The sequence below is a fragment of the Mesorhizobium sp. M0016 genome (genome assembly GCF_040324035.1).
Taxonomy (GTDB): Bacteria; Pseudomonadota; Alphaproteobacteria; order Rhizobiales; family Rhizobiaceae; genus Mesorhizobium.
This window is the reverse complement of record NZ_JAMYVM010000008.1, coordinates 82,043-105,277: the sequence shown is the minus strand read 5'-3', so window position 1 is coordinate 105,277 and position 23,235 is coordinate 82,043. Positions and strand designations below refer to the sequence as shown.

The 23,235-nt window shown below is 63.7% G+C and carries 15 protein-coding genes; 5 read left to right on the top strand and 10 right to left on the bottom strand.

Annotated features, from left to right (window positions below; genetic code table 11):
- The first annotated feature begins 157 nt into the window (after window positions 1–157).
- From NKJ88_RS14575 to NKJ88_RS14555, 5 genes are all read left to right on the top strand, one after another.
- Window positions 158–1,798: an acyl-CoA synthetase gene (locus tag NKJ88_RS14575; protein ID WP_023709942.1), complete on the top strand. Its 1,641-nt coding sequence runs from the start codon at window positions 158–160 to the stop codon at window positions 1,796–1,798.
- A gap of 161 nt (window positions 1,799–1,959) precedes the next feature.
- Window positions 1,960–2,565, top strand: coding sequence for a TetR/AcrR family transcriptional regulator (locus NKJ88_RS14570; protein ID WP_352444466.1), 606 nt, complete (start codon window positions 1,960–1,962; stop codon window positions 2,563–2,565).
- Window positions 2,566–2,623: 58 nt separating this feature from the next.
- Complete coding sequence (locus tag NKJ88_RS14565) at window positions 2,624–3,763, top strand: efflux RND transporter periplasmic adaptor subunit (RefSeq protein WP_023692166.1); 1,140 nt, start codon at window positions 2,624–2,626, stop codon at window positions 3,761–3,763.
- Between the two features lie 248 nt (window positions 3,764–4,011).
- The gene (locus tag NKJ88_RS14560) at window positions 4,012–7,149 is read left to right on the top strand and encodes an efflux RND transporter permease subunit (protein WP_352444464.1); all 3,138 of its coding nucleotides are present in this window, start codon (window positions 4,012–4,014) and stop codon (window positions 7,147–7,149) included.
- 275 nt (window positions 7,150–7,424) lie between these two features.
- Window positions 7,425–8,780: an LLM class flavin-dependent oxidoreductase gene (locus NKJ88_RS14555; protein WP_352444462.1), complete on the top strand. Its 1,356-nt coding sequence runs from the start codon at window positions 7,425–7,427 to the stop codon at window positions 8,778–8,780.
- A 61-nt stretch (window positions 8,781–8,841) separates the two neighbouring features.
- On the opposite strand, the gene NKJ88_RS14550 is transcribed toward NKJ88_RS14555, so the two are convergent.
- The 10 genes from NKJ88_RS14550 to NKJ88_RS14505 all read right to left on the bottom strand — a co-directional run bounded on the left by NKJ88_RS14550 (window position 8,842) and on the right by NKJ88_RS14505 (window position 23,151).
- Complete coding sequence (locus NKJ88_RS14550; RefSeq protein ID WP_023834839.1) at window positions 8,842–10,551, bottom strand: trimethylamine N-oxide permease; 1,710 nt, start codon at window positions 10,549–10,551, stop codon at window positions 8,842–8,844.
- A gap of 305 nt (window positions 10,552–10,856) precedes the next feature.
- Window positions 10,857–13,226, bottom strand: a complete 2,370-nt coding sequence (locus NKJ88_RS14545) for a trimethylamine N-oxide demethylase (RefSeq protein ID WP_352444460.1) — start codon at window positions 13,224–13,226, stop codon at window positions 10,857–10,859.
- Between the two features lie 255 nt (window positions 13,227–13,481).
- Window positions 13,482–14,108: a sarcosine oxidase subunit gamma gene (locus NKJ88_RS14540; RefSeq protein WP_352444458.1), complete on the bottom strand. Its 627-nt coding sequence runs from the start codon at window positions 14,106–14,108 to the stop codon at window positions 13,482–13,484.
- Window positions 14,101–17,094, bottom strand: coding sequence for a sarcosine oxidase subunit alpha (locus NKJ88_RS14535; RefSeq protein ID WP_352444456.1), 2,994 nt, complete (start codon window positions 17,092–17,094; stop codon window positions 14,101–14,103). Before NKJ88_RS14535 ends, NKJ88_RS14540 begins: the two co-directional genes overlap by 8 nt.
- Before the next feature lie 181 nt (window positions 17,095–17,275).
- Window positions 17,276–17,548, bottom strand: a complete 273-nt coding sequence (locus tag NKJ88_RS14530; RefSeq protein ID WP_352444454.1) for a sarcosine oxidase subunit delta — start codon at window positions 17,546–17,548, stop codon at window positions 17,276–17,278.
- Between the two features lie 10 nt (window positions 17,549–17,558).
- The gene (locus NKJ88_RS14525) at window positions 17,559–18,812 is read right to left on the bottom strand and encodes a sarcosine oxidase subunit beta family protein (RefSeq protein ID WP_352444453.1); all 1,254 of its coding nucleotides are present in this window, start codon (window positions 18,810–18,812) and stop codon (window positions 17,559–17,561) included.
- 36 nt (window positions 18,813–18,848) lie between these two features.
- Window positions 18,849–20,156 (bottom strand): type III glutamate--ammonia ligase, encoded by a 1,308-nt coding sequence (gene glnT, locus NKJ88_RS14520; RefSeq protein WP_023668553.1) that lies wholly within the window; start codon window positions 20,154–20,156, stop codon window positions 18,849–18,851.
- A gap of 30 nt (window positions 20,157–20,186) precedes the next feature.
- Window positions 20,187–21,515 carry an FMN-binding glutamate synthase family protein gene (locus tag NKJ88_RS14515; RefSeq protein ID WP_023687061.1) on the bottom strand — a complete coding sequence of 443 codons (1,329 nt, stop codon included), beginning with the start codon at window positions 21,513–21,515 and terminating at the stop codon, window positions 20,187–20,189.
- Between the two features lie 6 nt (window positions 21,516–21,521).
- Window positions 21,522–22,250, bottom strand: coding sequence for a GltB/FmdC/FwdC-like GXGXG domain-containing protein (locus tag NKJ88_RS14510; RefSeq protein WP_023668551.1), 729 nt, complete (start codon window positions 22,248–22,250; stop codon window positions 21,522–21,524).
- Window positions 22,251–22,254: 4 nt separating this feature from the next.
- Window positions 22,255–23,151 (bottom strand): class II glutamine amidotransferase, encoded by an 897-nt coding sequence (locus tag NKJ88_RS14505; protein WP_023668550.1) that lies wholly within the window; start codon window positions 23,149–23,151, stop codon window positions 22,255–22,257.
- Between the last annotated feature and the right edge of the window lie 84 nt (window positions 23,152–23,235).

Below are 23,235 nucleotides of genomic sequence, written 5' to 3'. Positions count from 1 at the left end.
CGACAAAAGTCAAATTGGCGTGGGTACACGATACCTTTTTGGCCATCGAATCTGGACGATCATTGCGCCAAATGTGCCCGGTCGGGAATCGCCGATGGTGACGTGGCGGGAACCTATGGTTAGAAGTTCTCAACAATGAAAATTCGGGGAGCACGGGATGGGCAGTCCCTACGAGCAGGATCTCGGCAAGAACGCCGCCAACCATCAGCCGCTGACGCCGCTCACCTATCTGGAGCGGGCGGCAAGCACCTATCCCGATCATGTCGCCATCATCCATGGCAGCCAGCGCATCACCTATCGCACCTTCTGGCGGCGCTCGCTGAAGCTGGCCTCGGCGCTGTCGAAGCGCGGCATCGGCAAGGGTGATACGGTGACCGTCATGCTGTCCAACACGCCCCCCATGCTGGAGGCGCATTTCGGCGTGCCGATGGCCAAAGCGGTGCTGCATTCGCTCAACACAAGGCTCGATGCCGCCGTCATCGCGTTCCAGCTCGACCATGCCGAGACCAAGGTGCTCATCGTCGACCGCGAATTTTCCGCTGTCGTCAAACAGGCACTGGCACTGGCCAAGGTGAAGCCGCTGGTCATCGACTATGACGATCCCGACTATGCCGCCGATGCACCCTATCCCAAGGGCGAGCGCATCGGCGCGATCGACTATGAGGCGTTCGTCGCCGGCGGTGACCAGGGCTACGCCTGGTCGATGCCCGACGACGAATGGGACGCCATCTCGCTCAACTACACCTCCGGCACGACAGGCAATCCGAAGGGCGTCGTCTACCACCATCGCGGCGCTGCCCTGATGGCTTACACCAACACCATCCATGCCGGCATGGCCAAGCACGCCGTCTATCTGTGGACGCTGCCGATGTTCCACTGCAATGGTTGGTGCTTCCCATGGACAATGGCCGTCCAGGCCGGCACCCATGTCTGCCTGCGCTGGGTGCGGCCGAAGCCGATCTATGATGCCATCGCCGACCACGGCGTGACGCATCTGTGCGGTGCGCCGGTCGTCATGTCGGTGCTGATCAACGCCAGGGACGAGGACAAGCGGACGTTCCCCCAGACGGTGACCTTCAATACGGCGGCAGCACCTCCGCCGGAAGCGGTGCTGTCGGGCATGGCCGATGCCGGCTTTGCCGTCACCCATCTCTACGGGCTGACCGAGACCTATGGCCCGGCGGTCGTCAACGAATGGCACGGCGCCTGGGACGATCTAGACAAGGGATCGAAGGCGCAGAAGAAGGCAAGGCAGGGCGTGCGCTATGCCGCACTCGAAGGCCTGACCGTGATGGACCCGGAGACGATGCAGAAGACGCCGGCCGACGGCGAGACGATCGGTGAGGTCATGTTTCGCGGCAACATCGTCATGAAGGGCTATCTGAAGAACAGGAAGGCGACCGAAGAGGCCTTTGCCGGCGGCTGGTTCCACTCCGGCGACCTCGGCGTCATGCATCCCGACGGCTACATCCAGCTCAAGGACCGCTCCAAGGACATCATCATCTCCGGCGGCGAGAACATTTCATCGATCGAGGTCGAGGAGGCCCTCTACAAACACCCGTCCGTGGCGTCCTGCGGCGTCGTCGCCAAGGCAGACGACAAATGGGGCGAGGTGCCGGTCGCCTATGTCGAGCTGAAGCCCGGCAAGGTGGCAAGCGAGGCCGAGATCATCGAACACTGCCGCGCGCTGCTCGCCCGCTTCAAGGTGCCGAAGGCGGTGATTTTTGCCGAGATCCCGAAGACATCGACGGGGAAGATCCAGAAGTTTCAGCTGCGGGAAATGGCGAAGGGATCTTAGTTCCAGAGCGCAACGGCACGCAAGGTCGAGTTCGCGCACACCCTCTGTCACCATCTGTCACCAAATTATACGCGTACGTCGAATTCGCATTGACACTTCCCTCTTTTCGATTTACGACTGACGAAAGTTTAAATTCGTCACTCATAAATCGACAGAGAGCCATGTCCGAAGCCGCCAGCATAATGGCCGACGCCACCCGCCAGGAGAATGTCACCCGCATTCTCGACTGTGCCGAACGCCTGTTCCGGCACTATGGTTACGGCAAGACCAATGTCGCCGACATCGCCCGCGAACTCGGCATGTCGCCGGCCAACATCTACCGTTTCTTCGCCTCCAAGGTCGAAATCCACCAGGCCGTCTGCGGCCGCATGCTCCTCGCCAGCTACAACATGGCCTACGAGATTTCCCGGTTGCCGATCAGCGCCGAGGAGCGGCTGCGCCGCTACGTGCATGCGCAGTACAAGATGACGCTGGAAGTCATGCTCGACGACCAGAAGGTCCACGAAATGGTCATCGTCGCGCTCGAGCGCGACTGGGGCGTCATCGACAAGCATATCGACAGCATTCACGACCTGTTTGCCGAGGTCATCCGCGAGGGCATCGAGGCCGGCGAGTTTGCCGACCAGGATCCGGTCACCGCATCGCGCTGCTTCGGCGCCGCCACCGTCATTCTGTGCCACCCGCAAATGGTGGCGCAGTGCCTTGCCAAGACCAATCGGGCGATGCCCGACGATCTCATCGATTACGCGATCAAGGCTCTGAAGTAATAGCCGCCGCCCGCCGGGCGCCGGTGTCGACCGTTCATCTCCAGTCGGGAGTACGAAAGTGTCTTTGTCCAGTTCCATCATCCGCAAGCTGCCGGTCGCCGGCCTGATCGTCGCCACGCTCGGGCTCGCCGCCTGCAGCCAGGAGAAGACCGAGGTCCAGGACATCATCCGTCCGGTCAAGGTGGTCGAGATCGGCCAGGCCGAAAAGAGTCGCGAACTCACCTATTCCGGCTCGGTGCGAGCCCGCACCGAAATGAACCTCGGCTTTCGCATCTCGGGCAAGGTCACTGAGCGTCTGGTCGACATCGGCCAGCATGTGACGACAGGCGATGTGCTAGCCCGTATCGATCCCACGGACTATGAGTTGTCGGTCAAGAGCGCCAAGGCTAGCCTCGACGCCGCCGAGCGGCAGGTCGAGACGGTCGATCTGTCCCGCAAGCGCGCCGAGCAGCTTTTTGCCAAGAACTTCACCTCCAAGTCGCAGCTCGAACAGGCGACGCTGAGCTACAACCAGGCGGTAGCGACGCGCGATGCCGCCCGCTCTACCCTTGCCCAGGCGCAGAACCAGGTCGTCTACACCGATCTCAAGGCGAGCGAGAACGGCATCGTCACGGCGGTCTCGGCCGATGTCGGCCAGGTGGTCGGCGCCGGAACGCCTGTGATGACTGTTGCCGTTGACGGCGAAAAGGAAGTGCTGATCGCGGTTCCCGAAATGGACATCGCCGCCTTCAAGCCGGGAAAGGACGTCAAGGCCAGCTTCTGGTCCGATGACGCGCTGGCGCTCTCCGGCAAAGTGCGTGAAGTCGCCGGCAGCGCCGACCAGCAGTCGCGCACCTTTGCCGTCCGCGTATCGCTGCCCGACGACCCGCGCGTGCTGCTCGGCATGACCGCCAACATCGAGGCCTCGGTGGCCAAGAAGCAGGAGATGGTGTCGATCCCGCTTAGCGCGCTTGCGGAAAAGGATGGTCGCAAGATTGTCTGGACCGTCGACCGCGCCGGCGAGACGGTGCACGAGCGCCTGGTCAAGGTTGCGGAGTTCACCGCCGACGGCGTCAGCGTCGCCGACGGGCTCAAGCCGGGGGATGTCGTCGTTGCCGCCGGCACCCAGTTCATGACCGAGAATCTCAAAGTCAAGCTGACCGGCGATGCGGTCCAGGCCGCCTCTGCGGAAGGCGATGCCGCAAAGGCCCTGCGCTGACCGCAGGCATGAAGCCGGCTTGATCGTCGCTTCGGCGAAAGGGCTGGGCAAGCGAATTCAGGGTTTCCGGGCGGCGAGCGCCCGATGGTCGAGACGCCAAGATCGAGTTCCCCCGCATCGATCCGCGCGTCCCACCGCGATGAGTGTCTCTCCGCTCGGAAAGCCTCGCCGCCCGGAAGCCAGCATCGGAATATCCTAGCTGCATGCAAAGCGCATGCGCGCACGATCAACGAATTGGACTGACGCCGATGACCACCACCGACAGCACTGAAAAGCAGCCTTTCAATCTTTCGCGCTGGGCCATCGGCCATCCCTCGATCGCGCGCTTCCTGTTCGGTCTGATCATCATTGCCGGCGCGCTCGGCCTGATGCGCATGGGCCAGAAGGAAGACCCCGATTTCACTTTCCGCGTCATGGTCGTCCAGGCGATCTGGCCGGGCTCCTCGATCCAGGAGATGGAAGACCAGGTCGTCAACAAGATCGAGCGCAAGCTGCAGGAAACGCCGCACCTCGACTTCGTCCGTTCCTACACCCGCGCCGGCAGCGCCATCATCACCGTCCAGATCAAGGGCGACACCAATGCAGAGGAGGTGAAGGACGCCTTCTACCAGGTGCGCAAGAAGGTTGGCGACATCTCCGGCGACCTGCCGCAAGGCCTGCTCGGGCCCTATTTCAACGACGAGTTCGGCGACACCTTCATCACCCTGCACTCGATCGGCGGCGACGGCTACAGCTATCCGGAGCTGAAGAAATTCGCCACCCAGGCTCGCGACATGCTGCTGACGACGCCGGGCGTCGAGAAGGCCGTCATCATCGGCGACCAGCCGGAGAAGCTTTATATCGACGTCTCGTCCAAGGCCCTGGCCGAACGCGGCCTGACGCTGACCGACCTGCAGAACGCCATCAAGGGCCAGAACAATGTCGATCCGGCGGGCTCCGTCGACACCGGCCTGCGCTCGGTGCGCATCTCGGTCGAGGGCGATGTCACCAGGGCTGCCGACATCAGGGAATTGCGCCTGCGCGCCGGTGGTCAGGTGACACGTCTTGGCGATATTGCCACCGTGAGTTCCGGTCTCGAAGATCCCTATCAGCGCAAGTACCGCTTCAACGGCCACGAAAGCGTCCAGGTCGGCGTCGTCATGGCCAAGGGTTTTAACGTCAGGGACGTCGGCACGGATGTCGAGGCGACCTACAAGCGCTTTGAGGAAGCGCTGCCCTACGGCGTTGCGGTCGACCAGATTTCCAACCAGCCCGAGGTTGTCAAGGACGCCGTGAACGAGTTCATGGAGGCGCTCGGCGAGGCGCTGCTGATCGTGCTTGCTGTCTCGCTGCTGTCGATCGGCTGGCGTTCCGGCCTGGTCATCGCCATTGCCATTCCGCTGGTGCTGGCCGCCACCTTCGCCATCATGTACGAGCTCGGCATCGATCTGCAGCGCATTTCGCTCGGCGCCCTGATCATCGCGCTCGGGCTGTTGGTCGACGACGCCATGATCGTCGTCGAGATGATGGAGCGCAAGCTGGAAGAGGGGCTGGTCAAGATCGATGCGGCGAGCTTCGCCTATTCCTCGACCGCCTTCCCGATGCTGAGCGGCACGCTGATCACCATCGCCGGCTTCATCCCGGTCGGCTTCGCCGCCTCGACCGCAGGCGAATATGTGCGCACGCTGTTCTATGTCGTCGGCATCGCGCTCGTCGTGTCCTGGTTCGTCGCCGTCTATTTCACGCCGTGGCTGGGCTACATGATCCTCAAGCAGCGCAAGCATGCCGGCAACCATCATGACGCCTTCGACACCGGCTTCTACCGGCGGCTGCGCGCCACGGTCTGCTGGGCGGTGCGCCACCGCATCATCGTTCTGGTGATGACGCTGGTCACCTTCGCCACCAGCCTGTGGGCGTTCCAGTTCATCCCACAAAACTTCTTCCCGCAATCCTCGCGGCCGGAAATCCTCGTCGATCTCTGGTTGCCTGAGGGAACCTCGATCAAGGAAGTCGAGACGCAGGCCAAGGCGCTGGAAGCCCGGATGATGGACGACAAGGACAAGCGCTTCATCGCCACCTATATCGGCGAAGGCGCGCCGCGCTTCTTCCTGCCGCTCGACCAGCAATTGCGCAATCCGAACTATGCGCAGCTTCTGGTGATGGCCAATGACGAGCCGGCACGCGAGCGGCTGATCCTCAAGCTGCGCTCAATCCTGGCGCAGGATTTCCCCTCGATCCGTTCCAAGGTCGACCGTCTGTTCCTCGGCCCGCCGACCGGCTGGCCGGTGCAGATGCGCATCATGGGTCCGGACCGCCAGGAGGTGCGCCGCATCGCCGACCAGGTGAAGGCGAAATTCGCCGAAAATCCGCTGCTCGGCGCCGTCCATGACGACTGGCTGGAGCCGGTACCGGCGATGAAGCTGATCATCGACCAGGACCGCGCCCGTGCTCTTGGCGTCACCTCGCAACGCATCCGCCAGATGCTGCAGGCAGCGATGTCCGGCGCGCCGCTCGATGACTTCCGTGATGGCGAGGAGACGGTTTCCATCGTAGCCCGCGAACCGGACGCCAGCCGCAGCCTGCTGTCCTCGGTCGACTCGGTCTATATCCCGACCGATTTCGGCGGCTTCGTGCCGCTGTCGCAGGTGGCCAAGGTGGTGCCGGTGCTCGAGCAGGGCGTCGAATGGCGGCGCGACCGCCTGCCGACCATCTCGGTGCGCGCCACGCTGCCGGATGGCGTGCAGTCGAACGACGTCGTCACCAAGCTCTACAATGACATGCAGGGCATGCGCGCCGGCCTGGCGCCCGGCTACAAGATCGAGATCCAGGGCGGTGCGGAAGATTCCGCCGAAAGCCAGGCCTCGATTGCCGCCAAGGCGCCGATCATGCTGGCCGTCATCGTCGTGCTCCTGATGATCCAGCTGCAGCATTTCGGCAAGGCGATGCTCGTGCTGGCCACCGGTCCGCTCGGCATCATCGGTGCGGCGGCGGCTCTGTTGATCAGCGGCGCGCCGTTCGGCTTCGTCGCCATCCTCGGTGTCATCGCGCTGCTCGGAATCATCATGCGCAACTCGATCATCCTGGTCGACCAGATCGATCAGGACATCGCCAGGGGGATGGACCGATCGGAGGCCATCATCGGCTCGGCCGTGCGCCGTTTCCGGCCGATCGTGCTGACGGCGATGACGGCGGTGCTGGCGCTGATCCCGATCTCGCGTGCGGTGTTCTGGGGACCGCTCGCCTACGCCATGATGGGCGGCATCCTCGTCGCCACCGTACTCACCATCCTGGTGCTGCCGGCAGGCTACGCGCTGTTCTTCGGCCGCGAGCCGAAGAAAGGCAGGAAGCCGGCTGATGAGGCGGTGCAGGACAATGACAGGCCGCCACTCGCGCTGGCCGCCGAGTAGGCGCTGCCGGCGCACAGGATGCACCTTGGAAAAGGCTGGAACGCCGTACGCTTGACCTGCGGCGTTCTGGCTTTCTCCTTGCCGGTGGCACCGAGCACCCAGGCAAGTATCTCAACACCAGGCGGGTTCATCAAAATAGGTTGAACGGCCACCTGTATGAAAATGCTTCGCGGCGCCGGTTTTGCAAAACAGAATTCCTTTCCAGGACGGCAAAGCCGTCCGATCCTGCTTACATATCGGAGCGGCAACGCTCATTCGCATCAGGTGATCATCCCATGGCAGACAACAAGCAATTGCGGCTCGGCGCCTTCATGCGTCCGGTCAGTCTTCACACCGGGGCCTGGCGCTATCCCGGCTCATATCCCGATGCCAACTTCAACTTCGCCCATCTGAAGCGCTTCGCGCAGACGCTTGAGGCGGCGAAGTTCGACGCCTTCTTCATGGCCGACCATCTGGCCGTTCTCAACATGCCGATCGAGGCGCTACGGCGCAGCCACACGGTGACCTCGTTCGAGCCGTTCACGCTGCTGTCGGCGCTCGCCGCCGTCACCGACCATATCGGCCTTGTCGCCACCGCATCGACAACCTTCGACGCGCCCTATCACATTGCCCGCCGCTTCGCCTCGCTCGACCATATCAGCGGCGGCCGCGCCGGCTGGAACATCGTCACCACATCCAATCCCGACGCCGCGCTGAACTTCGGCCTCGACGAGCATGTCGAGCACGACGAGCGCTATCACAATGCGCGGGAATTCTACGATGTGGTGACCGGCCTCTGGGACAGCTTTGCCGACGACGCCTTCATCCGCGACCCCGAGAGCGGGCTCTATTTCGATCCCGCGAGGCTGCATGTGCTCGACCATAAGGGTGAGCATCTCTCGGTGCGCGGCCCGCTCAACATTGCGCGCCCCGTGCAGGGCTGGCCGGTCATCGTCCAGGCCGGCGCGTCTGAGGCCGGGCGGCAGCTGGCAGCCGAAACGGCGGAGGTGATCTTCGCCGCCCACTCCGATCTCGCAGCCGGACAGCGCTTCTTCGCCGATGTCAAAGGCAGGGCCGAGAAGCTTGGCCGTTCGCGCGACGACATCAAGATCCTGCCCGGCGCCTTCGTCATCGTCGGCGACAGTGTCGAGGAAGCACAGGCCAAACGCGCCAAGCTCGACAGCCTGGTCTATTACGAGAGCGGCATTGCCTCGCTATCGATCGCGCTGGGGCACGACGCATCCGGCTTTGATCCCGACGCGCCCTTGCCCGAAATCCCCGAAACCAATGCCTCGAAGAGCGGCCGCGAGCGCGTCATCGAGCTGGCGCGCCGGGAGAATTTGACCGTCCGCCAGTTGGCGCAGCGGCTCGGCGGCTATTCCGGCCTTGCTTTCGTCGGCACGCCGAAAACCATCGCCGATTCGATGGAGGAATGGCTGTTTGCCGAAGGGTCAGACGGCTTCAATGTCATGTTCCCCTATCTGCCAGCCGGGCTCGACGACTTCGCCGAGAAGGTGGTGCCTGAGCTGCAGCGGCGAAAGCTCTTCCGGCGCGAGTATGAGGGCACCACCTTGCGCGAGAATCTCGGCCTGAAGCGTCCGCCGAACCGGTTCTTCGAAGGCTCCGAAGCGGTCATCCGCAAGGCCGGCTGACGTCTGCCACAAAAAGAAACGGGCGCGCCGAAGCGCGCCCATTCTTTTCAAGCCATCACTTTCAGATGACGAAGTACCAGTTGGCGAGCAGCATCACCACCAGGCCGGCGACCAGCGTCAGGTAGGGCAGCATGCCTGCCTTTTTGACCGAGAGGTCTGCGCCCGCCATGCCGAGGTCGGCCAGCATGTGGTCGGGGAACTTGCCCTTGTCTTGGACGTAGTGCCGGTAGCAGAACACCGGGATGATCAAGGCGGCTGTGATCAGGCCGGCCCAGAGCGCCATCGGGTTCCACACCTTGGCGCCGGCGCCCATGAAGATGGCGTTTACATAGGCGAAGATGGCGCCGAGGCCGAGCAGCCAGCTCGGCGCCTTCCAAGGCCGGTTGATGTGGCCGTTGTCGATGCGGTGGATCCAGCCGGCATTGAGGTTGAGGAAGTTGAAGATGATGTAGCCGCAGTTCGACACGGCGAGGATGAAGAAGAAGCTCGTCGCGTCGGCCGAGGCGATGGCCAGCACGATCAGGTTGAAGACGAGATCGGTCCACATGGCGCGCGTCGGCGCGCCATGCTCGTTGACGTGGCTGAGATAGCGCGGCAGCCAGCCATCGACCGAGCCCTGGTAGAGCGTGCGCGACGAGCCGGCCATTGCCGTCATGATGCACAGCACCAGCGCCAGGATCATCAGCATCACCAAGAGGCTGTGGATCAATGCGCCACCCCCGACCATGCCGGCCAGTGCATCGGCAACACCGGAGCCGTCGACGATCGGCGTCGCCAGCATGCCGTTGAGGCCCAGCACGCCCTGGAAGGTGAAGGGCACCAGGATGAACAGAAGCATGCAGAGCAGGCCGGAATAGAAGATCGCCTTGAACGTGTCGGTGCCGGGGTTCTTGAACTCCGATGTGTAGCAGACGGCGGTCTCGAAGCCGTAGGTCGACCACGCCGCGATGAACATGCCGCCTAGAACCAGCGTCCAGCCGGCAATGTTCCACGAGCCGGGCTCCGGCGCGTAAGCCGCCGCCAGCGGCACCAGCGGCGAAAAGTTCGCCCAGTTGATCTGGCCGGTGACGATCGGCACGACACCGACGATCAGCATCGGGATGATGACCAGGAGGCCGATATACTTCTGCACATTGGCGGTGCCGAGAATGCCGCGATGCTGGATCGAGAAGATGATCAGCATCAGCACCGCGCCGATGAAGAAAGTGGCATTGAGGGTGAAGGAGACAGGACCTAGCGTGTGGCTGAACAGCGTCCAGTTGCGGATCGCCGGCGTGGCCGCCGCGGTCACCGCGGCGATGGCGTCGGCAGGCACCATTCCGGCATGCGCCGCGATATAGGCGACGACGTCCGGCGACGCCTCGGTGAACAGCGGCACCGGCGCCAGCGCGTTGAGAATATAGGCGGCGGCGATCGAGCAGCCCAGCGACAGCACCGGCGACCAGGCGAACCAGTTGCACCACACCGACAGCGGCGCGATGAACTTGGAATAACGCAGCCAGGCGGTGGCGCCGTAGATCGAGGCGCCGCCCGACTTGTTCGGGAACAGGCCGGCGATCTCGGCATAGGTGAAGGATTGCAGGAAGCCCATGATCATGGAAGCGATCCAGATCCCGAAGGCCAGCGTTCCCGTCGTTCCGGCAATGCCGCCGATCGAAAACAGGACAAGGGCAGGAACGCCGCTCGCCACCCAGAAGGCGCCGCGCCAGTCGATGTTGCGGAGCAGCTTGCCTTCAGCGGGCTGCTCCAGGGCAGTGGTAATCGTGCTCATCTGTCTGAATTCCCCATTTTGTGTTCCCGGCCGGTGATGCCTCGGCTTCGCGAAGCTTGTTCCCCGGTACATGACCGCACGACTCCAGTGTTTCCACTCAGTCGTATTTTTTTCTTAACAGTGAAGATTGATCCGGCGCGCTTTCACGTCAAGTGATTTGTGGCGTCGTGCACATCACGGTTGCGAAACGCTCGCTTTGTCCTTCTCCCCTTGTGGGGTGAGAAGCGGTCCGCGGTAGCGGACGGAAAGCCAATTGCTTTCGAGCTTCGAACGCCCTGAGCCTGCGAAGGGCCGGGGGTGCAACCTCAGGATCGCGGCCTGGTCTTTTGCGGATCGTAGTGGGCGAAGGCCACGACGCGCGCCGGCAGCCGCTTGGCATGACCGTCGAGCTTGCCGATCTCCACCTCTGTGCCGATTGCCGCGTGGGTGACGTCAAGCCTCGCCAGAGCGATGTTTTTGTTCAGCACCGGCGAGCGCATGCCCGAGGTGACGACACCGATCTGGGCGCGGCCCATATGGACGCAATCCCCATGGCCGACGGCGACATTGCTGTCGATGTCGAGGCCAACGAGCTTGTGCTGCGGATGTTCCTTGCGCCTTATCAGAGCCTCGCGGCCGATGAAATCGTCGGTCTTGGCCTTCAACGGTACGGTGAAGCCAATGCCCGCCTCGAACGGGTCGGTCTGGTCGGAGAATTCGTAACCGGCGAAGATCAGCCCGGCTTCGATGCGCACCATGTCGAGTGCCTGCAGGCCCATCGGCTTCAGCCCGTGCGGCTGGCCGGCCTCCCAGATGGCATCGAACACTTTTTCGGCGTCGCGTGGGTGGCACCAGATTTCGTAGCCGAGCTCGCCGGTATAACCGGTGCGCGACACCACGACCGGAATGCCATTGCCGCCGCCGATGCGCGCGACAGCGAAGCGGAACCATTCGAGTTCGTCGATCGACGGTTGCAGCGGCGAGGTCCAGACCACCTCTCGCAAAATGTCACGGCTCTTCGGCCCTTGGACAGCGACATTGTGCATCTGATCGGTGGAGGAACGCACCAGCACGTTGAGGCCAAGCTTTTTCGCGGTGTCGCGCAGCCATTCGCCGGACAGGTCGTCGCCGCCGACCCAACGGAAATTGTCCTTGCCGAGCCGCAGCAGCGTGCCGTCGTCGATCATGCCGCCATGCTCGTAGCACATGGCGGAATAGACGACCTGGCCGACGCCGAGCTTCTTGACGTCGCGGGTGAGCGTGTATTGCAGCAGCGCCTCGGAATCCGGGCCGGTGACCTCGAACTTGCGCAACGGCGACAGGTCCATGATCACGGCATCCTGCCGGCAGGCCCAGTATTCGGCGATGGCGCCTTCCTTGGCGAAGGAATTGGCCAGCCAATAACCCCGGTATTCCACGAAGTTGCGGGTGTGCTTGGCGAAGCTTGAATGGAAGGCGGTCTCGCGGGTCATTTTCGGTTCCGAATCGGGCGTCATGCGTCTGGCGATCGCTCGCGAGAATTTGTGTTGGCCGGAATAGGTTCGCACATGGATGTCGGTCGGGTTCCAGCCATTGGCCGGTGTCGTGTCGTCGGGACAGGCGGAGGAGACGCAGACGATGTCGGTGAGCGCCCTGAGCAGGACATAGTCGCCGGCGCGCGACCACGGCTCATCCGACACCATGACGCCATGGGCGTCGATCTCCGTGTTGAAGAAGAAGTTGATCGCCATCCAGCCGGCGCGGGGCGTCACGCCCTTGTCGGCCAGCGCGCGATTGAAGTTCTCCGAGCAGTTGGTGTGGCCGGGATAGCCGATGTCATCGTAATATTTGGCGGCACACGCCAGCGCGAATGCGTCGTGTCGCCCGCATGTGTCCTGGATAACCTCGACCAGCGGCTCCATGTCCTGGTCGTAATATTTCGAATGCAGGCCCGGCATCGGGTAGCTCGACCCCATCAGCGTGCGCGTGGTCGTTACGTCGAGCGGATGGTCCAGCCCCTTGTCCAGCTTGCGCGCCGAGAAGCACTGGAAATCGGTGCACTGGCGGCCGTCGACATCGATGATCTGCAGGTAGTCGCCCGACTTGACGAAATAGGATTCGGCTGTCGCCGAATGGACGCGCAGATCGAGCACCGGATCGGCGAGCGGATCGGCGAGCTGCGATTTCGATTTCAGGCGCACCGTGGCACGGCGGACGATGACGGTGAGCGGCGTTGCCGTGTCGTGGCCGTCGACTAGCATCGGCCCGCTAGGCGCTGCAATCAGCAAGCCGCCATCGCGCGCGACGGTGAAGGCCTGCTCGGTGCCTGCCGGCGTGGCGCCGCCGAAGACGCGCACCGCCTTGGCCTGGTCAAGCTGCACCTGGCGGCGCTCGAGTCCGCGGCGCACGGAAGCGAGGCTATCGTCGCCCTCGGCCAATAGCGCCTTGATCCCGGCGGCATTGCTATTGGACTGTTCGCCGAAGATGGCGGGGTCGGTGGCGCCTGACTTGTCCCAGGCCAAAAGCTCGCAGGCCTGGCCGCCCTCGACATTGCGGATGGCAAATGTATCGCCGGCCTCGATATCGATCAGCACCGCGCCGTTACCGGGGGCCGCATACCGCTCCATGCCCGGCGGCAGCGCGATCTGGCCGGGCCGCAGGATGAGGCTTGGCCGGGGCGGCCCGGCTGTCACTGTGGGGTAGGGCGACTGGCTCATCTCAGCCTTGCGGTTCGAGAAACAAGTTTGCCTGTGTGTAAAATTACTTTAGCTGCAAGAATAGCAGCGCAGTTGCGTTTGGCAAGGCTGGCTCCCCCTTCTCCCTCTGTGGGAGAAGGTGTCGCCGCAGGCGACGGATGAGGGGTGTTCCAGCGGTGAGACGTTGGCGTACCCTGGAACACCCCTCATCCATCTCGGCACTAACGCGCCGATCTTCCTTCTCCCACAAGGGGAGAAGGAAGAAGCGCACAAGCGCTACGCCAAATCCTCGGAATGCCCGATCTCAACACCATACTCCGCCGCCGAATCCAGCATCGTGTGCCACAGACTTTCAGCAAATGTCGCAAACATCAGCACGTTGAACACCGCCTGCCCATCCGGCCGGTCATTCCCGCGCCAGAGCGTGACGCTGGTGTGATCCATCGAGGTCGCGGCAGCCGCCCCAACCAGAAATGCATCGGGATGCAGATCGATCGACGACAGCTTGCCCAGCATCGCCCGCGCCTTGGTACCGGAGATACTGATCAGCACTCGCGCATGCGACTGGTCCGATAGCGAAGCGGAAGACGCGAACGTCTGGGCGAGTGCTTCAGTCCCATGCTTGCCGCCCTTCAACAGCACGAAGAACTGGTCCGGTCCCGACCAGATCAGCGTCGCATCCGAAGTCTGCACCGCCTTGGGTGTCTCAGGAGCCGCAACACCGAAGCTTGCCTTCGCGGCGTTGGCCAAATCTCCCGCCTTGCCGCGCCGCGCCATCACCTGGATCAGGTCGAAATTGGGGATTTCGGTCAGCAACACGCCGACATTGCCGTTCGCGCCGTAAGGCCCGACAACAAGTGCCCGCTCGAGCGGGCTACGAACATCCCAGGAAAAATCAGCCACGCTGGCGCCCTCCATCGAGATCGTAGAAGACGGGATTGCAGAGCTCGACATCATAGTCTTCACCGCGCAGCGGATCATGCGCGTGGACGATCTCGCCGATGCGTTCGCGGCCGCGCTCGACAAGGCCGAGACCGATCCACTGGTCGAGCGTCGGCGAGAAGCAGACCGAGGTGACGTAGCCTTGGTCGTTATCAGGCCCGGGCGTCTGGCCCTTCGGGATGATGTGCGCGCCGGAGCGCAGGCGGCGCGCCTTGTCGATCGGCTTGATGCCGACCACGACCTGCCGGTCCGGCGCCACCAGCGCCTCGCGGCCGGCCATGACGCGACCGATGAAATCCTTCTTGGTCGACATCATCTTGCCGAGGCCGAGATCGGCGGCGGTCGTCGTGCCGCTCAGTTCCGGTCCGGCGACATGGCCCTTTTCAACCCGCATGACGCCGAGGGCTTCTGTGCCATACGGCGTCACGCCGAACGGTTTTCCCGCCAGCATCAAATTGCGTGCCATCGCTTCACCGTAACGCGCCGGCACCGAAATCTCGAACGCCATCTCGCCGGAGAAGGAGATGCGGAACAGCCGCGCCTTGATGCCGCCGCGCAAAGCGACTTCGCGCACGCCCATGAAGGGAAAACCTTCGTTCGAAAGGTCCTCGGCAGGGTCGACGATTTCCTTCAACAGGTCTCGCGTCCTTGGCCCGGCAATCGAGAACTGCGCCCACTGGTCGGAGACCGAGGTCAGTTGCACGTCGAGTTCGGGGAATAGCACCTGCCGGCAGAATTCGAGATGCTGCATCACCAGCCCGGCCTTCGCCGTGGTCGTGGTGAGGAAATAATGGTCATCGGCCAGCCGCGAGGTCGTGCCGTCATCATAGACGAGGCCGTCCTCGCGCAGCATCAGCCCGTAGCGGGCTTTTCCCACGGCAAGGTTTGAGAAGGTGTTGATGTAGACGCGGTCGAGGAAGGCGCCGGCATCGGGGCCATGCACATCGATCTTGCCCAGCGTCGAGACATCGCAGAAGCCGACGCCGCCGCGCACCGCCTTGACTTCGCGGGTCACGGATTCCAGCCAGTCCTTCTCGCCCGCGCGCGGATACCATTGCGCGCGCTTCCACAGGCCGGTGTCGACAAAGATCGCGCCCTGTTCGGCCGCCCAGTGATGCGACGGCGTCAGCCGTGTGGCATGGAAAGTCTCGTCGCGATGATGGCCGGCAAAGGCGCCGATGGCGACAGGCACGTACGGCGGCCGATAGATGGTCGTGCCGGTCTCGGGAATGGATTTGCCCGACACCGCCGCCATGATGGCGAGGCCGGCGACATTGGACGTCTTGCCCTGGTCGGTCGCCATGCCGAGCGTGGTGTAGCGCTTCAGATGCTCGACCGATTCAAAACCCTCGCGCTGCGCCAGCTCGATGTCGGACGCGGTGACGTCATGCTGCTGGTCTACAAAGGCCTTGCCTTTGCCGGCGACGTGCCAGAGCGGGGTCAGTGAGAAGGACTCGTCGCCGGCAACAGCTGCAGAGCCCGGATTGCCATTGCGTCCCGCGTCCCGCGCCGCTGCGGCGCCGGCCTCGAAACCTGCGCGCAGGCAGGCGCCTAGCCCGAAGTCGCCGTTAGCCGCACCTGCGGCGACCATACCGGGCGGCGCGCCGTCCGGCACGAAGGCGGCGATGTCGTCTCGCCATTTCGGCCGGCCGCGATGGTAAGAGGTGAGCCCGACCGCCGGATTCCAGCCGCCGGAAACGGCAAGCCCGTCGGCCTCGACCTCGGCGCGCGCGCCGCCGGTCAGCGACACCGCTATTTTTCTTACGCCGTCCTTGCCGCCGTCGACGCCGCTGACCGAACCATGCAGCACGGTGAAGCCGTTCCTGGAAGCGAGAGAACGATGGGCAGGCGAGACGTCAGGCCGCGCGTCGATCACCGCCGCGATCTGCAGCCCGGCGCCGAGTGCCGTCTCGACCGTGCGCCAGCCATCCTCATTGTTGGTGAACAGCGCGATCCGCTTTGCCGGCGTCGCCGCATAACGTGTGACGTAGGTGCGGATGGCGGACGCCATCATCACGCCGGGCGTGTCATTGCCGGCAAAGACGATGGGACGCTCAATCGCGCCGGCGGCGACGACGCAGCGCTTGGCCACGATGCGCCACAGCCGCTGGCGCACCTGATGCTCGGGCGGTACCGGCAGATGATCGTTGACCCGCTCGATCGCGCCATAGGTACCGCCGTCATAGACGCCGAACAGGGTCGTGCGGGTCATGATGCGGACATCCGGCATCGAGCTGAGCTCGGCCAGTGTGCGCGACAGCCACTCCGCGGCCGGCAGACCGTCGATCGTGCCGCCATCCGACAACAGACGGCCGCCGGGCGCAAAATCTTCTTCGCACAGGATGACGCGCGCACCGCTGCGGCCTGCAGCGAGTGCGGCGGCGAGACCGGCCGGACCGGAGCCGGCGATCACCACATCGCAATGCGCCCAGGCCTTGTCGTAGTGATCCGGATCGGGGGTGACCGCCGCGCGACCCAGACCCGCGGCGCGTCGGATCGCCGGCTCGTAGACCATTTCCCAGAATTTTGCCGGCCACATGAAGGTTTTGTAGTAGAAGCCGGCGACGAAGATCGGTGCGAACAGCTGGTTCACCGACATCACATCGTGGCGCAGCGACGGCCAGCGGTTCTGGCTGGCCGCTTCGAGGCCTTCATAGAGTTCGGCCGTCGTGGCCTTGGTGTTGGCCTCGCGCCGTGCGCCGGTGCGCAGTTCGACCAGCGCGTTGGGTTCTTCCGAGCCCGCAGTCAGAATGCCGCGCGGACGATGGTATTTGAACGAGCGGCCGACCAGCTTGACGCCATTGGCGACCAGCGCCGACGCCAGCGTGTCGCCCTGGAAGCCGGAAAATGTCGTGCCGTCGAAGCGGAAGGTGAGGGGGGTGGAACGGTCGATGAGACCGCCGGATGAGAGACGATGAGAGGTCACGATGTCCAGCCTCTGATCCATATGGTGTCATGGCGAAGGATGGCGCCGCCCCTTACCCTCCCCCTTGTGGGGAGGGTCGCTGCGCAGCAGCGGGGTGGGGGTGCGGCACCGACCCCCACCCGGACCTGCGGTCCGACCTCCCCACAAGGGGGAGGTAGGGGGCTGGCGCTTTTCGCGACGGCTGTGGTCTCGACAGAATAGCTCATGTCTCCACCTGCCTCGCACCAGCCCCCGCCGGTTCCACCGCCGAGATCTCGTGCGTCAGCGTGTTGCGGGTGACCTTCAGCCAGGCCCGGCAGCCGCCGCTGTGATACCAGTTCTCAGCCATCACGCCGGCGACGTTGTCGCGCAGATAGACATAGTCGTAGACGGCATCTTCGCCGGCATCAGCGACGGGGCGCCGCGGCTTGGCGTCGCCGAGATAGCTGAACTCGCCGAGTTCACGTTCGCCGCAGAAGGGACAGACAATACGCATCTCGCCAGCCTCAGTGCAGGTTCGGTTGGGCGCCGTGGCCCTTTTCGTCGATCATGGCGCCAGTCCGGAAGCGGTCGAGGCGGAAACGAGCCGCCTCCTTGTGCGATTCATCACGCGCCAGAAGGTGCGCAAAGACGAAGCCCGATCCCGGCGTCGCCTTGAAGCCGCCATAGCACCAGCCGGCATTGAGGTAGAGCCCGTCGACCGGCGTCTTGTCGATGATCGGCGAGCCATCCATCGACATGTCCATGATACCGCCCCACTGGCGCAGAAGCCGCACGCGGCCGATCATCGGGATCAGCGCCATGCCGCCTTCGCAGACATCCTCCATGACAGGCAAATTGCCGCGCTGGGCGTAGGAATTGTAGCCATCGATGTCGCCGCCGAAGACCAGCCCGCCCTTGTCCGACTGGCTGACATAGAAATGCCCGGCGCCGAAGGTCATGACGCCGGGGATGAGCGGCTTGATCGCCTCCGAGACGAAAGCTTGCAGCACATGGCTTTCGATCGGCAGGCGCATGCCCGCCATCGCTGCGACACGCGACGATGACCCGGCGACTGCCATGCCGACCTTGCCGGCGCCGATTCTGCCGCGCGAGGTCTCGACGCCTGTCACCTTGCCGTTGCCGTCCCGGACAAAGCCGGTGACCTCGCAGTTCTGGATGATGTCGACGCCGAGTTCGCTCGCCGCATGGGCATAGCCCCAGACCACCGCGTCATGCCGCGCGGTGCCGCCGCGGCGCTGCAGGAGGCCGCCCTGCACGGGAAAGCGCGCATGGTCGAAATTCAGGAACGGCAGCATCTTCTTCAGCGCCGCCTGGTCGAGCAGTTCGGCATCTATGCCATTGATGCGCATGGTGTTGCCGCGCCGCGCATAAGCGTCGCGCTGCGCATCGGAATGATAGAGGTTGAGGACGCCGCGCTGGCTGACCATGGCGTTATAGTTGAGGTCCTGCTCCATCCGCTCCCAAAGCTTCATCGAAAGCTCGTAGAAGCCGGTATTGCCGGGCAGGCCGTAATTGGAACGGATGATGGTGGTGTTGCGGCCGGCATTGCCGGAGCCGATCCAGCCCTTTTCCAGCACGGCGACGTTTCTGATGCCGAACTCGCTGGCGAGGAACCAGGCGGTGGCGAGCCCATGGCCGCCGCCGCCGATGATCACCACATCGTAGTGATCCTTGGGCGCCGCATCGCGCCAGGTGCGCTGCCAATTCTTGTGGCCGGAAAGGGCAGCACGGGCGAGCGAGAAGATCGAATATTTCATCAGGTCATTCCGAGGTCGCTCGCACCGCTAGGACGATTATATGTCCAGCGTGTGGTCGCGCTCCCATTGCGTGAAGTGCGAAGCATAGGAATTCCATTCCTGGTGCTTCAGCTTTAGATAAGCCGACGAGAATTCCTCACCCAGCGCCGCCTTGAGCGATTTGTCCTTGTCGTATTCGCGAAGCGCGTCGAGCAGGTTGAGCGGCAGCTTCGGCGCGCCCTTCACCGTGTGGCCGTTCTGGTACATGTCGATGTCGTAGCGCTTGCCGGGATCGGCCTTGGAGCGGATGCCGTCGAGACCGGCGGCAATGATGACGGCCTGCAGCAGATAAGGGTTTGCGGCGCCGTCCGGCAACCGCAGCTCGAAGCGGCCGGGGCCGGGCACGCGCACCATGTGGGTGCGGTTGTTTCCGGTCCAGGTCACCGTGTTCGGAGCCCAGGTGGCGCCCGAAATGGTGCGCGGCGCGTTGATGCGTTTGTAGGAGTTCACCGTCGGGTTGGTGATGGCGGCCAGCGCCGAGGCATGTTTCATGATGCCGCCAAGGAAATTCTTGCCCTTGGCCGACAGGCCGAGCTCCATCGCATTGTCGGCAAAGACGTTGACCTTGCCGGCCTTGTCCCACACCGAAATATGGGCGTGGCAGCCATTGCCGGTCAGGCCCTGGAAGGGCTTAGGCATGAAGGTCGCGCGCAGGCCGTGCTTTTCCGCCACCGACTTGACCATGAACTTGAAGAAGGAGTGCTTGTCGGCGGTGGCGAGCACATCGTCGAAAGCCCAGTTCATCTCGAACTGGCCGTTGGCGTCCTCATGGTCGTTCTGGTAGGGGCTCCAGCCCAGCGCCAACATGTGGTCGCAAATCTCGGCGATGACATCGTAGCGGCGCATCACCGCTTGCTGGTCGTAGCAGGGTTTTGAAGCCGTGTCGTATTTGTCGGAGATGACGCTGCCGTCCGGCGAGATCAGGAAGAACTCTGCCTCGACGCCAGTCTTGACATGCATGCCGTCAGTGGCGGCTTCCGCGATCAGCCGGCGCAGCGTGTTGCGCGGCGCCTGCTCGACTTCCTTGTCGTCCATGATGCAGTTGGCGGCGACCCAGGCGACATCGGGCTTCCACGGCAGCTGGATCACCGAATCCGGATCCGGCACCGCCAGCATATCAGGATGCGCCGGCGTGAGGTCGAGCCAGGTGGCGAAACCGGCGAAGCCGGCGCCGTCCTTCTGCATGTCGGCGATCGCCTGCGCCGGCACCAGCTTGGCGCGCTGGCCGCCGAACAGGTCGGTGTAGGAAATCATGAAATATTTGACGCCGTTCTCTTTGGCGAATGCGGCGAGATCGTTCCCCATTATAGTTCCTCGCTTATTTTGATGTGTTTTTTAGAAGCCGTTTTTCCCCGGTATCCAGTTGGTGCCGGCCAGCGGCACGCCAGCCATGGCGGCGGCTTCGATGGTGAGGGCTACGAGATCCTCGGGCTCGAGATTGTGCAGGCTGTTCTTGCCGCAGGCACGCGCAATGGTCTGCGCCTCCAGCGTTATCACCTTGAGGTAGTTCGCCAGCCGCCGTCCGGCGGCGATCGGATCGACCCGCTTCATCAGTTCGGGGTCCTGCGTGGTGATGCCCGCGGGGTCGCGACCCTCGTGCCAGTCGTCATAGGCGCCGGCGGTGGTGCCGAGCGCATTGTATTCGGCCTCCCAGCGCGGGTCGTTGTCGCCGAGCGCGACGAGCGCTGCCGTGCCGATCGACACCGCGTCGACGCCGAGCGCCAGCGCCTTGGCGACGTCGGCGCCATTGCGGATGCCGCCCGACACGATCAGCTGCACCTTGCGGTGCATGCCGAGATCCTGCAGCGCCTGCACCGCCGGCCTGATGCAGGCAAGCGTCGGCTGACCGACATTTTCGATGAATACTTCCTGGGTGGCCGCCGTGCCGCCCTGCATGCCGTCGACGACGACGACATCGGCGCCGGCCTTCACCGCAAGTGCTGTGTCGTAATAGGGGCGGGCGCCGCCGACCTTGACGTAGATCGGCTTTTCCCAGTCGGTGATCTCGCGCAGCTCGAGGATCTTGATCTCGAGATCGTCCGGCCCGGTCCAGTCGGGATGGCGTGAGGCCGAGCGCTGGTCGATGCCCTTCGGCAGCGTGCGCATTTCGGCGACGCGGTCGGAAATCTTTTGTCCCAACAGCATGCCGCCACCGCCGGGCTTGGCGCCTTGGCCGACGACCACTTCGATGGCGTCGGCGCGGCGCAAATCCCTGGGGTTCATGCCGTAGCGTGACGGCAGGTACTGGTAGACCAGTTGCTTGGAATGCCCGCGCTCTTCCTCGGTCATGCCGCCGTCGCCGGTGGTGGTCGACGTCCCGGACAGGGTCGCGCCACGGCCGAGCGCTTCCTTGGCCGGGCCGGACAGCGACCCGAAGCTCATGCCGGCAACGGTGATCGGGATTTTCAGCTCGATCGGCTTCTTGGCATAGCGCGAGCCCAGCACGACCGACGTGTCGCACCGCTCGCGATAGCCTTCCAGCGGATAGCGCGAGATCGAGGCGCCGAGGAACAAAAGGTCGTCGAAATGCGGCAGCTTGCGCTTGGCCCCGGCGCCCCTGATGTCATAGATGCCGGTCGCCGCCGCGCGGCGGATTTCGGAAAGCGTGTAGTCGTCGAAGGTCGCGGATTTGCGCGGCGTCGTCGGCGGGTTCTTGTAGGTCATGCTGCCTCAATACGCGTCGGCGTTGTCGATATTGAAATTGTAGAGCGTGCGCGCCGAGCCGTAGCGCTTGAATTCCGACGGCTTGACGCCGGTGACGCCGGCGCGGTCGAGCAGTCCCTGCAGCAGTTCGATATGCTCGGGCCGCATCTCCTTGGCGATGCAGTCGGCGCCCAGGCTTTCGACCTTGCCGCGCACGAACAGCCGCGCTTCGTAGATGGAATCGCCAAGTGCGTCGCCGGCATCGCCCAGCACCACCAGATTGCCGGACTGCGCCATGAAGGCCGACATGTGGCCGATATTGCCGTGCACGACGATGTCGATGCCCTTCATCGAGATGCCGCAGCGCGAGGATGCGTTGCCCTCGATGACGAGCAGCCCGCCCTTGCCGGTGGCGCCGGCATACTGGCTGGCGTCGCCCTTGATGACGATCGAGCCCGACATCATGTTTTCGCCGACGCCAGGTCCGGCCGAGCCGTGCACGGTGATGGCAGCGCCGTCATTCATCCCGGCGCAGTAGTAGCCGACGCTGCCGCGCACATCGATGCTGACCGGCTGGTCGACGCCGACGGCAACCGAATGGCTGCCCTTCGGGTGCAGCACTTCCCACGCCGTTTCGTTGGAGCCGGGCGTCAGATTGTGAAGCGCCTGGTTGAGCTCTCGCAGCGACGACACATCGAGATCGAAGACCCGGGACGCCTGGTCTTGCGCCGCCTTCGAAAGTTTGGTTGCCGGCATGGGCTCAATGCTCCCAGAAATAGACGGTTGCGGGTTCCGGTTCCCAGACCCTCGCATTGTCTATGCCGGGCAGTTTGGTCAGCGCGCGATATTCCGAGCCGAAGGCGACATACTGGTCGGTCTCGGCCATGACGGCGGGCTTGCAGGCGATCGGATCGCGCACCACGCCGAAACCGTTCTTGGTGCCGACGACGAAGGTGAAGAAGCCGTCGAGGTCGGACAGCGTACCTTCCAGCGCCTCGCCGAGGTTCTTGCCATGCGCCATCTGCGACGAGAGATAGGCGGCGGCGACCTCGGTGTCGTTCTCGGTCTCGAATTTCATGCCCTCCCGCACCAGCTCACGTCGCACATTATTGTGGTTGGACAGCGAGCCATTGTGTACCAGGCACTGGTCGGCGCCGGTCGAGAACGGATGCGCGCCCATCGTGGTGACGGCCGATTCCGTCGCCATGCGGGTATGGCCGATGCCATGCGTGCCGGTCATCGAGCGGACGTCGAAACGGTCGACGACCGCTTCCGGCAGACCGACTTCCTTGTATATTTCCACCGCTTCGCCGGCGCCCATGATGCGCACGTCGGGGCGGATTGACTGCAGCGCTTCGCGCGCGGCATCGACCTTGTCGGGCGCGGTCCGGAGCACCGCATGCGTCGACTTCACCGCTATGCTCACCGGCGCGCCAATGGCCTTGGCGAGTTCGGCGTCGAGGCCGCGGAAATCGCGCTCGGGCTTCGCCGACTGGATGGTGATCTTGGCTTCATTCCTGGAAGGCGCGCCATAGATGGCGATGCCGGCGCTGTCGGGGCCGCGATCGCTGAGCGATATCAGCATCTGCGACAGCATCGAGCCGAGCTGCGGCTCAAGCGACTTGTCTTTCAGAAAAAGTCCGACGATTCCACACATGTCAGCCTCCCGGCGTTACCACTAGACGATGATGTATCGAATGCGTCGTGCGAATTCAATCGTATGAAAAAAATATTCCTGTAG

What these genes read in the sequence shown, in the direction of transcription:
- NKJ88_RS14575 (WP_023709942.1), top strand. Translation starts at nt 158, where the DNA reads ATGGGCAGTCCCTACGAGCAGGATCTCGGCAAGAACGCCGCCAACCAT.
- NKJ88_RS14570 (WP_352444466.1), top strand. Translation starts at nt 1,960, where the DNA reads ATGTCCGAAGCCGCCAGCATAATGGCCGACGCCACCCGCCAGGAGAAT.
- NKJ88_RS14560 (WP_352444464.1), top strand. Translation starts at nt 4,012, where the DNA reads ATGACCACCACCGACAGCACTGAAAAGCAGCCTTTCAATCTTTCGCGC.
- NKJ88_RS14555 (WP_352444462.1), top strand. Translation starts at nt 7,425, where the DNA reads ATGGCAGACAACAAGCAATTGCGGCTCGGCGCCTTCATGCGTCCGGTC.
- NKJ88_RS14550 (WP_023834839.1), bottom strand. Translation starts at nt 10,551, where the DNA reads ATGAGCACGATTACCACTGCCCTGGAGCAGCCCGCTGAAGGCAAGCTG.
- NKJ88_RS14545 (WP_352444460.1), bottom strand. Translation starts at nt 13,226, where the DNA reads ATGAGCCAGTCGCCCTACCCCACAGTGACAGCCGGGCCGCCCCGGCCA.
- NKJ88_RS14535 (WP_352444456.1), bottom strand. Translation starts at nt 17,094, where the DNA reads ATGGATCAGAGGCTGGACATCGTGACCTCTCATCGTCTCTCATCCGGC.
- NKJ88_RS14530 (WP_352444454.1), bottom strand. Translation starts at nt 17,548, where the DNA reads ATGCGTATTGTCTGTCCCTTCTGCGGCGAACGTGAACTCGGCGAGTTC.
- NKJ88_RS14525 (WP_352444453.1), bottom strand. Translation starts at nt 18,812, where the DNA reads ATGAAATATTCGATCTTCTCGCTCGCCCGTGCTGCCCTTTCCGGCCAC.
- glnT (WP_023668553.1), bottom strand. Translation starts at nt 20,156, where the DNA reads ATGGGGAACGATCTCGCCGCATTCGCCAAAGAGAACGGCGTCAAATAT.
- NKJ88_RS14515 (WP_023687061.1), bottom strand. Translation starts at nt 21,515, where the DNA reads ATGACCTACAAGAACCCGCCGACGACGCCGCGCAAATCCGCGACCTTC.
- NKJ88_RS14510 (WP_023668551.1), bottom strand. Translation starts at nt 22,250, where the DNA reads ATGCCGGCAACCAAACTTTCGAAGGCGGCGCAAGACCAGGCGTCCCGG.
- NKJ88_RS14505 (WP_023668550.1), bottom strand. Translation starts at nt 23,151, where the DNA reads ATGTGTGGAATCGTCGGACTTTTTCTGAAAGACAAGTCGCTTGAGCCG.